General features: G+C 34.1%; 14 protein-coding genes. 8 read left to right on the top strand and 6 right to left on the bottom strand.

Going from position 1 to position 15,451, the window contains the following annotated elements:
- Window positions 1-74 precede the first annotated feature (74 nt).
- Window positions 75-1,433: a YjiH family protein gene (locus BFG57_RS12775; protein ID WP_069717899.1), complete on the bottom strand. Its 1,359-nt coding sequence runs from the start codon at window positions 1,431-1,433 to the stop codon at window positions 75-77.
- Window positions 1,434-2,199: 766 nt separating this feature from the next.
- On the opposite strand from BFG57_RS12775, the gene BFG57_RS12770 reads away from it, so the two are divergent.
- The 3 genes from BFG57_RS12770 (at window position 2,200) to BFG57_RS12760 (ending at window position 4,500) form a co-directional block, all read left to right on the top strand.
- A complete protein-coding gene (locus BFG57_RS12770; protein WP_139125138.1) occupies window positions 2,200-2,430 on the top strand; it encodes an SHOCT domain-containing protein in 231 nt (76 codons plus the stop codon).
- Between the two features lie 562 nt (window positions 2,431-2,992).
- Window positions 2,993-3,865 carry a 50S ribosomal protein L11 methyltransferase gene (locus BFG57_RS12765; RefSeq protein ID WP_069717897.1) on the top strand — a complete coding sequence of 291 codons (873 nt, stop codon included), beginning with the start codon at window positions 2,993-2,995 and terminating at the stop codon, window positions 3,863-3,865.
- Between the two features lie 212 nt (window positions 3,866-4,077).
- Window positions 4,078-4,500, top strand: coding sequence for a hypothetical protein (locus BFG57_RS12760; RefSeq protein ID WP_069717884.1), 423 nt, complete (start codon window positions 4,078-4,080; stop codon window positions 4,498-4,500).
- Window positions 4,501-4,689: 189 nt separating this feature from the next.
- Here the strand turns inward: BFG57_RS12760 and BFG57_RS12755 are convergent, their stop codons facing one another.
- Window positions 4,690-6,069 (bottom strand): right-handed parallel beta-helix repeat-containing protein, encoded by a 1,380-nt coding sequence (locus BFG57_RS12755; protein WP_069717883.1) that lies wholly within the window; start codon window positions 6,067-6,069, stop codon window positions 4,690-4,692.
- A gap of 235 nt (window positions 6,070-6,304) precedes the next feature.
- Between BFG57_RS12755 and BFG57_RS19155 the strand changes: the two genes are divergently transcribed.
- Together BFG57_RS19155 and BFG57_RS12745 are read left to right on the top strand one after the other, a co-directional pair.
- Entirely contained in the window at window positions 6,305-6,610 is a 306-nt protein-coding gene (locus BFG57_RS19155) for a hypothetical protein (protein WP_069717882.1), read from the top strand.
- A 361-nt stretch (window positions 6,611-6,971) separates the two neighbouring features.
- A complete protein-coding gene (locus tag BFG57_RS12745) occupies window positions 6,972-8,690 on the top strand; it encodes a stalk domain-containing protein (protein ID WP_069717881.1) in 1,719 nt (572 codons plus the stop codon).
- A gap of 141 nt (window positions 8,691-8,831) precedes the next feature.
- Here BFG57_RS12745 and BFG57_RS12740 read toward each other — a convergent pair whose 3' ends face one another.
- Genes BFG57_RS12740 through BFG57_RS12730 form a run of 3 tightly spaced genes read right to left on the bottom strand, consistent with a single transcriptional unit; the run spans window position 8,832 to window position 10,282 of the window.
- Window positions 8,832-9,128, bottom strand: a complete 297-nt coding sequence (locus tag BFG57_RS12740; RefSeq protein ID WP_069717880.1) for a putative quinol monooxygenase — start codon at window positions 9,126-9,128, stop codon at window positions 8,832-8,834.
- A gap of 51 nt (window positions 9,129-9,179) precedes the next feature.
- Window positions 9,180-9,815, bottom strand: a complete 636-nt coding sequence (locus BFG57_RS12735) for a nitroreductase family protein (RefSeq protein ID WP_069717879.1) — start codon at window positions 9,813-9,815, stop codon at window positions 9,180-9,182.
- Between the two features lie 38 nt (window positions 9,816-9,853).
- A complete protein-coding gene (locus BFG57_RS12730; RefSeq protein ID WP_069717878.1) occupies window positions 9,854-10,282 on the bottom strand; it encodes a MarR family winged helix-turn-helix transcriptional regulator in 429 nt (142 codons plus the stop codon).
- A 309-nt stretch (window positions 10,283-10,591) separates the two neighbouring features.
- On the opposite strand from BFG57_RS12730, the gene BFG57_RS12725 reads away from it, so the two are divergent.
- From BFG57_RS12725 to katA, 3 genes are all read left to right on the top strand, one after another.
- On the top strand, window positions 10,592-11,767 hold the full coding sequence (locus tag BFG57_RS12725) for an amino acid deaminase/aldolase (protein ID WP_069717877.1): 1,176 nt from the start codon (window positions 10,592-10,594) through the stop codon (window positions 11,765-11,767).
- A complete protein-coding gene (locus BFG57_RS12720) occupies window positions 11,755-13,062 on the top strand; it encodes a D-arabinono-1,4-lactone oxidase (protein WP_069717876.1) in 1,308 nt (435 codons plus the stop codon). Before BFG57_RS12725 ends, BFG57_RS12720 begins: the two co-directional genes overlap by 13 nt.
- A gap of 219 nt (window positions 13,063-13,281) precedes the next feature.
- The gene (gene katA, locus BFG57_RS12715; RefSeq protein ID WP_069717875.1) at window positions 13,282-14,739 is read left to right on the top strand and encodes a catalase KatA; all 1,458 of its coding nucleotides are present in this window, start codon (window positions 13,282-13,284) and stop codon (window positions 14,737-14,739) included.
- A 136-nt stretch (window positions 14,740-14,875) separates the two neighbouring features.
- Here katA and BFG57_RS12710 read toward each other — a convergent pair whose 3' ends face one another.
- Window positions 14,876-15,217 (bottom strand): hypothetical protein, encoded by a 342-nt coding sequence (locus tag BFG57_RS12710; RefSeq protein WP_069717874.1) that lies wholly within the window; start codon window positions 15,215-15,217, stop codon window positions 14,876-14,878.
- Between the last annotated feature and the right edge of the window lie 234 nt (window positions 15,218-15,451).

Here is a 15,451-nt window from a genome sequence, read left to right as displayed (position 1 = left end):
GCATTACAAGAGAAAGACCTTCTATATTCAATATAAAAGGTCTTTTCTGATCTCATAATGTTTAAGTGTACTCATTAAAAAATAATATGTGCTATGAGTACGATAATTGGAAGTGTGATAAATGTTCGTTCAATGAAAATAATTACTAAATCTTTGAAGCTAACCGGAATTTTTGAACCTAACAGCAATCCGCCTACTTCAGACATGTAAATAAGTTGTGTAACAGATAAAGCAGCAATAACGAAACGAGTTAGTTCACTTTCGATTCCACTCCCAATTACAGCTGGTAAGAACATATCTGCAAATCCAACTACAATTGTTTGAGCAGCTTCACTCGCTTCAGGAACTTGTAGTAGAGATAAGATCGGCACGAATGGTGCGCCTAAGTATTGGAAGACAAGTGTGTGTTCTGCAATGACTAGAGCGACAGTTCCGATTGCCATGACAACAGGAATGACACCAAGCCACATATCAAGTACGTTTTGGATACCTTGTTTCGCAACCTTTGCAACATTTCGATTTTTCTTAGCCTGTTTAACAGCTTGAATCACACCCCATTTGAAGCTCGTATATTGTTTTGGAATGGATTCATCTAACTTAAGTTCAGTGCCTTCATATGCCGAATCTTCTTTACGAGATAATGGTGGAATACGAGGCATTATAATTGAAGCTGCTAATCCAGCAAGTGTGATCGTTAAGTAAAAAGGAATGAAATATTGTTCAAGATTCATATAACTTATTACTACGATTGTGAACGTAATTGACACGACTGAGAAGGTTGTACCTATAGTAGCAGCTTCTCGTTTCGTATAATAACCATCTTCGAATTGCTTGCTCGTTAATAGTACACCGATCGTTCCATCACCTAACCAAGAAGTAAGGCAATCCATTGAAGAACGTCCAGGTAGTTTAAAAAGTGGTCTCATCACTTTTGTTAACAGTGCACCGAATAGTTCTAGTAAACCAAAATTCAATAAGAGCGGTAAAAAGAAGCCTGCTAATAAGAACACTGAAAACAAGACTGGAATTAATTCAAACATTAAGAGGCCACCAGTATACTCAGAAAAAATAACTTCAGGACCAATTTGGTATAAAGTCATGAGTGCAAAGACCATACCTAGTAATCTAACAACCAACCAAATAGGACTAACTTGAAACAAGTTTGTAAGGAATGAAGAATTTTGAACGTTCTGTGGGAGGAACTTGAAAAATATAGATCCTAAAACAGAAGCAACGATTAAGAAAGTCATAATAGTTGGAACAAGATCACCCAATGAACTAGTAATCATACTAGCAACATGAGCGACTGGAATTGAAATGCTATCCGCAGACGGGATCGGCACCATAAATAAAAATACCCCGATTAATGATGGGATAATAAACCATAAATAATCTAATGCAGAAAAAGGTTGTTGCATTGAATTGTTTTTCATGTAATCAGCTTTTTTTTCAATCGGTTCGATTATAACCACCTCATTATGTCTAATAGATCTCATAGAAAGCGCTTTCTTAAGGTTAATTCAGATTTTATTTTAAGTGAGATAATGTGTCAATATCGTGAAGTAGTATGAAAATATCAAAGTTCAGGAAATATTGAATAAAAATAAATTTTCGGTATATAGTAAAAATTCGCGTTTTAGTATAATAAACCATCAAATCGTTATAAATAAGTTAATATATGGTCGAATAAATGTATCTTTATAATTAATAGAATATCTTTATTTTTCAAAAAAATTATACATCATACAACTTTGTGTATATAAATTTTTTTCTGAATAAGCGAAAAATTAGTATTATACTTATATAATATAGCCACTTGGAAAATTGTGATAATTTACATATTAAAAATTACGTCTGCCACTTCAGCATTTTGAATAGCTTGTCCGTAGAATAGAAAAGCATAGATATAGCGTAAAGTTATTTGAAAATCCCCTGTAGACGTAACATAGTCCACCTACAGGGGATTATTAGTGGTAAGATTTCAAAAAAAACTTAAAAGTATATAAGAATTAACATTGATCATACTCTTGTGAAAGAAATATTAATGAATAAAAAAATATCATACTGATACTCGTATTAGGGACTTTCTTTGCATCATAAAAGAATATTTGAAATAGGGCGATGACATTTATGATATAAATTCAATAAATCTGCAAAAGTTCTTGATAGCATAATAAAAAAAGAATGGAGTGATTAACTATGATGAGTTGGCTTGATGGTTGCTCTGGCTTTCATGGAGGAAGCATGATGTTAGGAATGTTTCTATTTTGGGGAGTCCTACTTTTTGGAGGGTTTTACCTTCTGAAAAAATATTTAAACAGTAATACCCATTCCAATCAGCATCCAGTAAATATTTTGACTGAACGCTTTGCAAAAGGTGAGATTTCTGAAGAAGAATACGATTATTTAAAAGAGAAGTTAAGAAAATAATTGAATTTTTATGTGTGCCCATTTTATTTATTTCAGAGAAGTTTACTAATTACGGGTTATGACTTATTAAAGTATAAGGTGAGAATTCCCTAGTACTTTACTATATAAAGTTAAAAATGTGACAAAGCGAAAGTAACAATTTCTATAATACAGTGTCGGACCAATAATTAACCTTGAGCCATTATAAGCTGAGTATAATATTGAACATAATCAGCATAAATAGTGATAGGGAGATTCTAGTTAAATGTTTAAGGAGAGCAGCTTACATAAGTTGTTCTCCTTTTAATATAGGAATATAAACTAACCAAATTAATCATTAATCAATCAATTATTACTTATGGTGTTTAAAATGAAACACTTGGACTTCTTTGTTAGGTGAAATTTAAATGAACAACACGCAATGGTTAGAGTAGTATTACGAAGTATAAGGGTGGAATAACTTGAATTGATTTTCAAAATCGGCGTGCTTTATACTTATTTTTAAAAAGAATATAATAATGTTGTGTTAGAAGTAATAGATAGCAAGGTAAGAGAAAGGAATTGTGCGATGTTATTTGAATTTATGATTAAGGTTGAGCAAGATAAAGTTTATATAATCTCTGAAAAATTAAACTGTGTTGGTTTATATAACCTCACATATGATCAGCCTATTGAGGTTGAGAAGATTCAGAACGGTTACGGTGTAAAGCATTTAGAAGATGAGAAAATTGATTTTAAAATTTATGTGGATGAAAATGAAACAAGTCAAACATCTTCTGAATTCTTAAAGGTTATATCTGACGTTCTAAATATCTCAAAAGAACAAATACACTTCCAAAAAATCGAAAATGGTGGGTGGGATACATCATTTGATGATATTGAGTTAGAAAATGGATGGGTTATTTGTTATTCGGATGCAGTTGAACAATACGAAGGGAAACGAGTAATACGCTTTGATCCACTTGCTGCATTCGGAACAGGTTTGCATGAAACGACACAAGATTGTTTATCTCTGATTCTCAATCATGACTTTTCTGGACAGAGTGTTTTAGATTTAGGAACTGGTTCAGGTATCCTAACAGTTGGTGCTTTATACAAACATGCAATTAACGTAAAAGCAATTGATTATGAGACAGTTGAAAATGAAGTATTACATAATGTGCAATTGAACGGAATTTCTACTAATAATGTGCAAGTTTTACAAGAAGATTTATTAAATGGGGATTTCAAAATAAACAAGAAGTATGATTGGATCTTTATTAATATAGGTGGAGATGAAACAACTTCAATTGTTCAGCGCCATGACTTGCTTGAGAAAAGTGATCATTTTCTAATCTCTGGCTTAGTAGAGTGGCATATTGAACATGTGATAAAAATGTTTGTGGATGTTGGATTTACTATCGAAACAAAACTTCAAACCAATGAGTGGGTCACAATTTATTTTAAACGATACTGAATAATATACCTTGTATCTGAGTCTGTGTACTTATCTTTTGTACAATTGACCTTGATGATAACTTATCTAATTGGTTCAATGAAATCATGATATTAATCAGTTTCAATTGTATAATTATAAAATATCAGGTGACTTGAATGAATTAGTACGCTCATAGCTCTATTTTATAATTCTACAAGACAAGATAAATCACAGTGGGAGGTTTATACATCATGGTAAAGTTTGTTATTACTGGTGTGCTAGTTACATCATTACTTGGTGGAGTATTTTATTTCGCATCTGATGATGGTGATGTTACAGTATCTGAATCAACTGAAGTCAACAAATCAGAAGAGAATCCTATACTAAAGGAAGATATAGAGAATTTCGACCAAAAGATGCAGGAGCAAATGGCAAAGTTTAAAGCTCCAAATAATGAAAGTATGTATGATTTGTTAAATAATACGTTTGAAGATCCTAATTGGTCATTTGAAAGTGATGATTATAATGCAATGCTCTTTTCAGGCAAATACAATGATGAACAATATAATATTTTCTTCTTTTATAATGATGAGTCTGTAGATATGATTGTAGATGGTAATCAGAAAACGAGAGAAGAATATGATAAATGGGTTAAAGAATTAATTAATTCCTAGCTGTATGTATCTTTGTTAACAAATGATTATCACTAAGCATTAGTGGGGATGAAGGAACCCCCACTAATGCTTAGTTTTGTGTTAACTGAAGTTAAGGATCTTATCTTAAAACATAGGAAAATTGACTAACAATTAGTAAGAGCTCTGTAGGAAATGTAACTTTATTGATTTTGGTTATTTGTATAGTAATCATTCAGTAATTAAATTGGTGCAAATAGTAGCAGGATCTGAAGTTTCACAAATGTTTCCGTTGAAAACATTGTTTACACCAGCATCCCGAATAGCGAGTAGGATACTTCTAGATATATGATTTTGAAGCACTTGGTTATTCATCGTATCTGCTGTTAACGAAATTCCATCAGTACCACTATTTGTAATTTTATTTCTTATAATGGTGTTGTCAGTAGCTTCATACATAAATTCATCTTCATCTATATCTAATAAGATGCCCTCTGCACCATTATCTTTAATTTTATTATTTAGGATGATATTATCAGTCGCTCCTCCTAGAAAAACACCTTGTTCTACGCTTTGAACAATCTTATTATGGGTGACTTTATTTTCCTGGCTAAAAGTTGGGTCATTATTTCGGATAAAAACCCCTCTTTCATTGCCAATAATCTTATTTCCTTGGATGATATTGTTACGAGTTAAATCCCCAACTCGTATACCATCTCGTTCATTTCCAATGACTTTATTTCCTATTACAACTGTGTCTGTTACTTCATCATCAAGTATGATCCCATCTTCTACGTTATCCAACCACCGATTTCCGATAATAAGGTTATGAGAAGATTCATCCTCCATGATGAGACCACCTTCTTCGTTTAAAGACGCGATGTTCCCTAGAATAAGATTAAAGTCATTTTTAACATCCATTGCGTCATCCGCATTTTGAAAAAGTTTATTTCCGATAATGAGATTATTGTTTTCATGGATGTCAAATGCATCAACAGTAAAGCCCTCCATAAACCCATTTTGTACAAAATTATTGCCAATAAATAAACTATTCCCAGCTTGACTATCGATACCTTCGCCACCATTTTGATTAAACTCATTACGTATAAAAAAACTGTGACTCCCAAAGCTAAAGATTCCTTCAAATCCGTTTTCAACTAGTTTATTTTTCACAAAAATATTTCTGGATGATGTGTCTTCTACTAAAATTCCCGCTCCATTATCCGAGTCATCGTCTTCATAATTTCGAATTGTCAAGCCTTTAATGTGAATGTTCGATGAATCTGATATCGTAATGCCATTAACACCTAATCCAAACGTTGTTCCGTCTAGTACTGGTCCACCTATTCCGATGAGTTTAAGTCTGTCTTTGCCTGCACCAATCGTCAAAATTTCCTCATAAGGACTTAATGAGGATGAAATGATGATAATATCTCCTGAACTAGATGCATCTATAGCACTTTGGATTTTCGTAAACTGAGCTCCTTCCCCAACAGTGAGAACTTTTTGTTGGAAAAATATAATGCCTGCTATGATAAGAACGAAAAAGATCCCAAATGATATTAGCAAAATTGCAAATGTCCTTGTGAGTGAGTCTGTATTGTTAAACAATGGTTCACCGCCTTATGTTTGAATTCTTTGTACTTGTAAAATGTGTTTTAAGTAAAGAGATAAACGCATAAATATAGAATCATAATCTCGTTACAGAAGTAAAAAAGAGGAATTTCCATCAGTGAAGATCCTCGTTCACCTAACACTGATGGTTAGTTTTTAATAACAAGATTAAAAGAAAAAATTTTAATCCATGTATATTCAAATAAACCTATTTGATTTGTTATAGAAGACAATGAAAATTGGTTATAAACAGTCACTACTGCTGCTGTTACACCCTACGCAAGAAGATACCATTCTCCAAATCAAGAACAGTACAATTAGAATAATAGGGATGCTTAAGCTTAAAATTACTAGAGCGAGGATACTGCCGAGTAAAACCGATAAAACCAGTGCTGTAACGAACGCTAAAAAGAGCCCGAATGAAAAGAATCCTAATGCAATACCAGCACCAGTACAGGAACAACAGGTTGTCTCTTCATTAAGTTTGATTCCCATCCTTTCACCTCCTTATTTAAAATGTTTTCCAAATAGTATATGAATGAGCTGTTTTATTGCTACTGGCATTTACCTAATGATTTCATGGTTATAATAATTGGGTGTTTTAGGTTTGAGAAGTACATAATATTTCATATGAAGATAGAATCATAGAGAACTATACTTGTGCGTTATTTAATGATTTAGGAAAGTGATATTTTGTACGTGTAAAAAAAGTGATTAAAATGTTTGAGATTGAAAAGGTAATAGATAAATTCATTACAAAAATGATATTATTAGGACTATAAGGTTATAAATGGATATAAAAGTCTTGTGTAAAGATAGAATTGTCTTATCTATTTGAAACCGTAGTCATTTAGATGAGTAGATTGAAGTTTATTGTATAGAAAAGGGGGATAAAGAAGTTGAAGAAATTACTGTCAGTATTATTTGTTATAGCATTGATTATTAGCAGTTTCCCACAGCAAAGTTCAGCAGAAAGATATACTAATGGTTGTTATCCAGTGCCGTTGCATCCACGCTTTAAAACAGGGGGGTACTTAACGTTAGATGGAACTTATATTGAATTTGGTTCTGAAGCGGATTTGAATAAACCGAAGTTAATTTCGGTTTGCGTGAATAATGAATTTGTTTCTGTAGATGTTCCTATAAAGGAAGAAAAAGGTCAGGTACTAATCCCAATCAAAAAGGCATTGCAACATTTAAACGCTACGTTGAATTGGGATGGTAAAACGAATACAGTGACTGTAAGCTTAGATGATAAAGTAGCTAAGTTCATAATTAATAAGTCTGTTGCAGTCGTGAACGGTCAACAAGTTCAGATGGAAGTACCAGTCCGTATGTATGATGGTAACATGTATATGCCAGTTCAGTTTTTAGCTGAGCAATTTGATGTTGATATAGCCTGGTTTCCAGAGTATAATCTTATGCGCTTTTTTAAACATCCAGATTTGAGGATTACACCGTTGTTAGCAGCGGGCAAGAAGAAAACGAATGATTACTATTATGCACAATGGTTTGGTGTTTTTAAGCGCTTTTTGATGAAAAACAATGGACAAATTGAATTAATTGAAGTGCATGGAAAGGAACTTGTAATCGAAGAGTTAACAACGTCTTTTGAAAAGACTGGTGAGCGTAAAGTGAAGATGGAACTACCTATGTTCGGTGCAGCACATAAAAGTATCGATGGACACATTTATGTCTTGTATGGTGATAGTAATAGTAGAGAATCAGCAGAAAAGGTAGTTTATCGTGTTGTTAAATATGATGATAAATGGAATAAAGTAGGGCAAGTTGATATTACTGATGCATATGTGACAGTACCTTTTGATGCTAGTAATGCAACAATAGATACGAATGGGAAAGAATTAATCGTTCATACAGGACGACTACGTTATCAAGCTGAAGATGGTAAGCACCATCAATCTAATATGGTTATTAAAATTAACACAGAGGATATGACGCTATTGTATAATGGTGGACAATGGCCACAACCTTATTCATCACATGCATTTGCAACATATGCGCGTTTTGATGGAGACCGTTCAGTTTATGCAGTACACGGAGATGGATATCCACGAGCGATTGAATTGACAACAAAGAAAGATAATTTAATTGAAAATATATATACGATATTGGATATCCCAGGGGAAATAGGTCGGAACTATACAGGAGTATTTCTTGGAGGCTTAGAAGTATCGAAGGATAGTTATCTTCTTGTTGGTGCGAGTATATATTTGAATGAACATTATGGGAAAAATGCCTCAAGTAATGTATATGTTAGTGTTGTACCAAAGGATGCTGAAGATGAAAGTGAAGTGAAGATGGTATGGCTCACTAATTATCCAGTTGAGGAAGATACATTCATTATTGATACGTATTTAGTAAAAATGAATGATAATAAGTTTGTTGCACTATGGTATGAACCTTTAAAGAAAAGCCTAGGATACGCTGTTGTTGATGGTCAAGGGAATATATTGAAGAAACCTACATTAATAAAAGGAGCAATCCCACCAGGAGGTATTGACCCACTCGTATTAGATAACAAAATTATTTGGTATATATATGAAGGTGGTACTGGAGAAGGTACGGTAGAGTTATTTACATTAACAATTGAAGAATAAACAAACGATAAAAATCCGCTCTTATTGGAGCGGATTTTATGGTTGTATAGGAATATTTATTATAGGGTATTTTTCTGTATGATTTTGTACCTAAAGGTTGTTTGCTTTTACTTGGATTTTAATAGGTTCCTTGTATTGATATTACTTCTCTAAAGGTTTCGCTTCAAAAACTTTTGCTTCTAGTGGAGCTATTAAGTATTCACTTGCCTTTTCCTTAAAGGACGTAAAGTGTTCACTCATATTGTGGTTATGAACAGCTTCTGCATCCTTCCAAACTTCGACCATCGTATAGAGACTGTCTTTTTCAGTATCTTTCATTAAATCATAAGATATATTGCCACTTTCTGCTCGTGAAGCGGTAATAAGGGGGCGAATATTTTCAACAAAAGCTTGTTCTTTCGCAGGATTTACTGCCATTGTAGCGTGAATGATAACCATGTTCTTCTTCCTTTCTAAGATGTTATTTTTGAAAAAACTAAGCGATTGATGTTACTTCCATTCTGCAATCGTTTCGATAGGAAGACGAACCGATTTGTATCCTTCTTCAGCTGCTTTCCCGATTGAGATGAGCATAACAGGAGTATAACGCTTAGCATCTAATCCGAATGCTTCAGCCGTTTGCTCTTTCTCATAACCACCGATTGGGTTAGTATCATATCCGTGAGCACGAGCAACTAGCATCAGTTGCATAGATACTAAACCAGCATCGATTAAGTTGACATCTTTCTTCATTTCATCTGTTACACCTTCATACATTCCTTTAATTCCAGCTAATTGTCTGTCTTTCACTTCAGCTGGCATTAGACCTAATTCAACGGCTTGACTATAGATTTCATCTGCATAATCAATGCTATTCATATCAGCAAAAACTGCAATAACAGCAGAAGAGGTTTTAACTTGGTTTTGATTAAATTTCGCTAGTGGAGCTAGTTTTGCTTTTCCTTCCTCACTGTCGATAACAACAAAACGCCATGGTTGTAGATTTAAAGATGAAGGTGCTAAAGTTGCTTCTGATAAAATTTCTGTCATTTCTTCTTTGCTGATTTTTACAGTTGGATCATACATGCGAATAGAACGACGTCCAGTAATAATTTCATTAAAATCGTTTAATTTTGTATTGTTCATGGTGTTTACTCCTTTATGATTGGTTTAATTTTTTGTATTTAAATTTGTTCAACGTTATTTTGAATACGAGTGAGCATGTCTAAAAGGATAGTGCGTTCTTCGTCTTCAAACCCTTTAAGGACGTTTATTATGAAACGTGCTTTTTCTTCACGATAAGCCACTATCTTCTGATGACCTTCATCTGTAAGGCTGACAAACGTAATTCGATTATCGCTAGGGTTTTTTCGACGAAAGACAATCCCTTTTTCCTCGAGTTGTTTTAAATGTCTCGTTACAGCTGCTCGATCAATGTTCAACTCTTTCTGAAGGGCGGTTTGACTAATCTCGCCACTTTCATAAAGTTTGTGTAAAAGCTCAAGTCGTGACTGTCCAATTCCTGTACAGCGCTCAAACTTTGAGAGAATTTCCTTATGAATACCATATAGCTGATAGATAATTTCCTCTGATTTAGAACATGATTCAAGCAAATAGTTTACCCCCTTTCTTAAGTGGGAAATTAATTGATAGGTCAATCGTTGATACATCAACTAATTTACAACATTTTAAACTAGAAGTCAAACAAACTGTTTTATGTAAGGAAATTAGCGCATAGGTGATTGATATCAATGTGTTATGAAACCTATATGCTTCCATTCTAAAAAGGGATTAACTGAATAAAATTGAATAATGTTAGGAAAAGGTTAATTGTGCAAACTTATAAACGGTGAAAATATTAGATGCAGTAAAAAAGGTATTCTTTTAGATAAGCCTTCATAAAATGGTAAGGTGGTGAAATGATGCTAGAGTATGCTCTGTTTAATGAGTTACCTTCTCCAGCAGTATATCTTGATATAGAGTCATTAGAAGCAAATTGTCAAAGAGTTAGTAAGCTTGCAAATGGTAAAAAAATTCGAATTGCTAGTAAGTCAATACGATGTACACAAGTCATGCGTTATATTCTTAATGCTCATGAATGTTTTCAAGGCATCATGTGTTATCACCCATCAGAAGCTATTTATTTAGCAGAACAAGGATTTGATGATTTATTACTTGCTTATCCTTCAACTGATCAGATAGCGTTAGCTCGAATTGGTACACTAACTGAAATGGGTAAGGTCATTACAGTAATGATTGATTCTATCGAACACATCGACATATTATCTAGAATAGCTAACAATGAAGGTGTTCATTTTCGAGTATGTGTAGATGTTGATATGAGTCTTAATTTATTTGGTTTTCATTTCGGTGTTAGACGCTCACCAATTCGTTCTGTTCGAGATCTGTTGCCTATAGTTGAAGCTGTTCTCCAATCTCCATCCCTTTTATTAGACGGCATTATGGGGTACGAAGCACAAGTTGCGGGAGTTGCTGATCAGATGCCATCACAGCCAATTAAGAATCAACTTATTCGGTTATTGAAAACGAAATCATTACAAGACTTTCCGATAAGAAGAAAGGAAATGGTTGATGCTATTTTGGCAAAAGGGATACAGCTACGTTTTGTAAATGGTGGAGGAACTGGGAGTATTCATACAACTACGAATGAAGATGTCGTGACTGAGCTGACGGTAGGTTCAGCTTTTTATTCTCCTCATCTATTTGACTATTATAAAGATATTCAATTTTCACCTACGTTATTTTATACAACACCAATTGTGCGACAGCCGCATGATCACATATATACCTGTTATAGTGGTGGGTATATAGCAAGTGGGTCGACAGGTTTCGATAAACAGCCACAATTGTTTTTGCCAAAAGGTAGTCAACTCATTTCACTAGAAGGTGTTGGTGAAGTGCAGACGCCATTTTATTATAAAGGAGAGGGACAGCTTCAAATTGGTGATGTAGCTGTATTTCGTCATAGTAAAGCAGGTGAAATAGCTGAGAGATTTAATGAGTTTCATATACTTAAAAAAGGAGAAATAGTAGATAAATTTTTAACGTATCGGGGGGAAGGGATGTGCTTTCATTAGAAACAAAGTCGGTGAAAAATTGGTCTGAAAATGTACAATTTAGTCCTCAACAAATATGTAAACCGAAATCTATCGATGAAGTTGTGGCTATTGTTAAGGATGCAAATGTTGCTAAAAAAAGAATTAGAATGATCGGGTCTGGTCATTCGTTTACACCATTAATTGCAACGAATGATGTCCTCGTTTCATTAGATAATATGCAAGGTGTCATCTCAGTAGATGAGGAAAAGCAAATAGCTGAAGTATGGGCAGGAACGAAACTATCAAGATTAGGAAATGAATTACATGAGTTAGGATATTCTCAAGAAAATTTAGGAGATATTGATGTACAGTCAGTTGCTGGAGCTTTGCTAACTGGAACCCATGGTACAGGTTTGCAGCATGGTGTATTAGCGACACAAATAGAAGAAATGACTGTAGTGCTAGCTAATGGAGAAGTGAAGCAGATTAGTAAAGATCTAGACGAGGAATATTATTCTGCGTTTGCAGTCTCATTAGGCTTGCTAGGTATTGTTGTATCAATGAAGCTTAGGGTCGTGCCACAACGCAATTTTCTTTATGAAAGTAAGCGGATTGAAATGAATGAGTTATTAACTAATTTAGGGAGTTATCTAACAAATAATGAGCATTTTGAATGTTTTGCGTTTCCTTATTCAACGAAAATGCAAGTGAAAACGTTGAATGAAACTGAAAGAGATAGCCGTTCGTTAGCGTTTAAGAAGTGGAAAGTAAATACGCTTGAAAATAGAGCATTTTCAGCATTAAGTGAACTTTCTCGTAAACTACCAACATTAAGTCCCTCAATAAGCAGGTTTTCAGCTAACAGTGTTCCTTCAAGCACAATGATTGGACCAAGCTATAAGTTATTTGCAACAGAGCGATCCGTTATGTTCAGTGAAATGGAATATAGCATCCCAATCCACTCCTTCCAATCTGCATTAGAAGCCATCTTACAAGAGATTGATAGACAAAAATTCTCAGTTCATTTTCCAATCGAGTGTCGTTTCGTAAAAGGGGATGACCTATGGTTAAGTCCATCATATCATCGTGATTCTGCTTTTATAGCTGTTCATATGTACAAAGGTATGCCATATGAAGAATATTTCGAGCAAGCGGAACAAATTTTACAGTCATATGGAGGAAGACCACATTGGGGTAAGTTACATGGGATGAAGCATGAACAGTTACTTGAACGTTATCCGATGCTACCTAAGTTTTTAGAAATTCGTGAAGAGTTGGATCCTAATAAGATATTCGTGAATACCTATACTGAACAGTTGTTTAACTTAGGATGAAGACATGTTCACATCTGAATAAATTGCCTAGTTATATACAGGAACATGAATTAAGAGGATAAATAGGTTTTGCTTTTATTTATGTTGGGAAGATAGTAGTTATAATACCTCATATTAGATAAAGTTAATATTAATTTATAATAATTATAATAAAGTATTGATTTTTAATTTAATGATGTTATTATAAAATCATTAATGAAACTTTGAGGTGATGATCAAATGAGTAATAAGAAAAATAATTTAACGACTAGTTGGGGTGCTCCTGTAGGAGATAATCAAAATTCTATGACTGCTGGTTCTAGAGGACCTACTTTAATTCAAGATGTTCATCTTCTCGAAAAGCTTGCACACTTCAATCGTGAGCGTGTACCTGAGCGTGTTGTTCATGCAAAGGGAGCGGGTGCACATGGATACTTTGAAGTAACAAATGATGTAGCAAAATATACGAAGGCGAACTTTTTGTCAGAAGTAGGGAAGCGAACTCCTTTATTCGTTCGTTTTTCAACGGTAGCTGGAGAGAATGGTTCAGCCGATACAGTTAGAGACCCACGTGGTTTTGCAGTGAAATTTTATACAGAAGAAGGCAACTATGATTTAGTAGGAAATAATACACCAGTGTTCTTCATCCGTGATGCGATTAAGTTCCCTGATTTCATTCATACGCAAAAACGAGATCCGAAAACACATTTGAAAAATCCTAATGCCATTTGGGATTTCTGGTCATTGTCACCTGAATCGTTACACCAAGTTACGATTCTCATGTCAGATAGAGGCATTCCAGCTACATACCGTCATATGAACGGCTATGGTAGTCATACGTTTAAATGGGTTAATGAACAAGGTGAAGCAGTATGGGTTAAATATCACTTTAAAACAGAACAAGGGATTAAAAATTTAACATCAGACGTAGCAGCTAAGCTTGCTGGTGAAAACCCTGATTACCATACAGAAGAATTATTTAATGCAATTGAAAGTGGAGATCACCCTGAGTGGAAAGTATATGTTCAAATTATGCCGGAAGAAGATGCGAACACATATCGATTTGATCCATTCGATGTAACGAAAGTATGGTCACATAAGGATTATCCGTTAATTGAAGTTGGTCGAATGGTATTAGATAGAAATCCTGAGAATTACTTTGCAGAAGTTGAGCAAGCAACTTTTTCACCAGGAGCATTCGTACCAGGAATTGAGGCGTCACCTGATAAGATGCTTCAAGGTCGATTGTTTGCATATGCAGATGCACATCGTTATCGTGTAGGTACAAATCATAACCATCTTCCAATTAATCGCCCTAAGTCTGGTTATCATAACTATCAACGTGATGGACAAATGAGATTTGATAATAATGGTGGAGATTCAGTATATTACGAGCCTAATAGTTTCGGAGGCCCTGCTGAGTCTCATGAGAACAAACAAACACCTTATTCTGTTTCAGGTGAAGCAGACAGCGTTGCATATGATCATCATGATCACTATACACAAGCAGGTGACCTATACCGCCTACTAAGTGAAGATGAACGGACACGCCTTGTTCAAAATATTGTTGAAGCAATGAAGCCAGTCACTAAGGAAGAGATTAAAATTAAACAGGTTCAACATTTCTATAAAGCTGATCCTGAATATGGAACTCGTATTGCTGAAGGACTAGGTCTATCTGCTCCTCAAGAAGTGTAATTAACAAGGATTAATTGAGAATATTATATTTTAAATGAGAAAATTAATGTGCGGTTTAATAGATTAGTAGTACAAATAAAAAGGTCATTGCATACACGTATCATGCAATGACCTTTTTTATTTTATAAGTACAGAACTAATTGTTTTTATCTAAACACTCGTTACACTCCAAATCAATTATTTCTCCATTAAACATTAGTTCTTTTAGATCATCTAAATTCTTCACACATAAAAACTGTTGAGGTGGAAGAAGATCTAATAGAAGTAGGAAAACTTTCATATTATCTTTTCCATTTGGCATAATTGATACCGTTTGAACGAAGGCAGGTGTATCTTCTGGAAAGAGTACATTTGTCGCGAATTGTTTTGCCTTTTCTTCATAACAATCTAATATACAAGCGAAGCGATCTAAGCTTCCTGGTTCAAATTCATCAATACAATCACGAACACATGCTAACGTTTCTTTCCATGTTGCCATTACAATTCCCCCTAAGTTAATTTGTTTTTGATATTCAGGGGTAATATATGTAGGTAAATGATATTGTGTGAACAAAATCAGGGTGCAGAAGGTACTGTTCACTTTTCAATTTCATCATATTTGTACAATCATATTAATAGAATGTATGTATATAGTTTTCAATATTTCAGCATTATCTTCTATTGATTATTTGCATAACGGTCTAACAGTTTTTTCTTATGAGATTGAAAGATT

This window comes from Bacillus solimangrovi, from assembly GCF_001742425.1.
In the GTDB taxonomy this organism is placed as follows: domain Bacteria; phylum Bacillota; class Bacilli; order Bacillales; family Bacillaceae_N; genus Bacillus_AV; species Bacillus_AV solimangrovi.
Note: the sequence above shows the minus strand (reverse complement) of the source record. Positions and strands in the feature narration are given on the sequence as shown.

Bases quoted from the DNA above. Each gene is read 5' to 3' on its own strand.
- BFG57_RS12735 (WP_069717879.1), bottom strand. From the start codon at position 9,815: ATGAACAATACAAAATTAAACGATTTTAATGAAATTATTACTGGACGT.
- katA (WP_069717875.1), top strand. From the start codon at position 13,282: ATGAGTAATAAGAAAAATAATTTAACGACTAGTTGGGGTGCTCCTGTA.
- BFG57_RS12710 (WP_069717874.1), bottom strand. From the start codon at position 15,217: ATGGCAACATGGAAAGAAACGTTAGCATGTGTTCGTGATTGTATTGAT.
- BFG57_RS12740 (WP_069717880.1), bottom strand. From the start codon at position 9,128: ATGGTTATCATTCACGCTACAATGGCAGTAAATCCTGCGAAAGAACAA.
- BFG57_RS12775 (WP_069717899.1), bottom strand. From the start codon at position 1,433: ATGAAAAACAATTCAATGCAACAACCTTTTTCTGCATTAGATTATTTA.
- BFG57_RS12770 (WP_139125138.1), top strand. From the start codon at position 2,200: ATGATGAGTTGGCTTGATGGTTGCTCTGGCTTTCATGGAGGAAGCATG.
- BFG57_RS19155 (WP_069717882.1), top strand. From the start codon at position 6,305: ATGAAAATTGGTTATAAACAGTCACTACTGCTGCTGTTACACCCTACG.
- BFG57_RS12760 (WP_069717884.1), top strand. From the start codon at position 4,078: ATGGTAAAGTTTGTTATTACTGGTGTGCTAGTTACATCATTACTTGGT.
- BFG57_RS12765 (WP_069717897.1), top strand. From the start codon at position 2,993: ATGATTAAGGTTGAGCAAGATAAAGTTTATATAATCTCTGAAAAATTA.
- BFG57_RS12725 (WP_069717877.1), top strand. From the start codon at position 10,592: ATGCTAGAGTATGCTCTGTTTAATGAGTTACCTTCTCCAGCAGTATAT.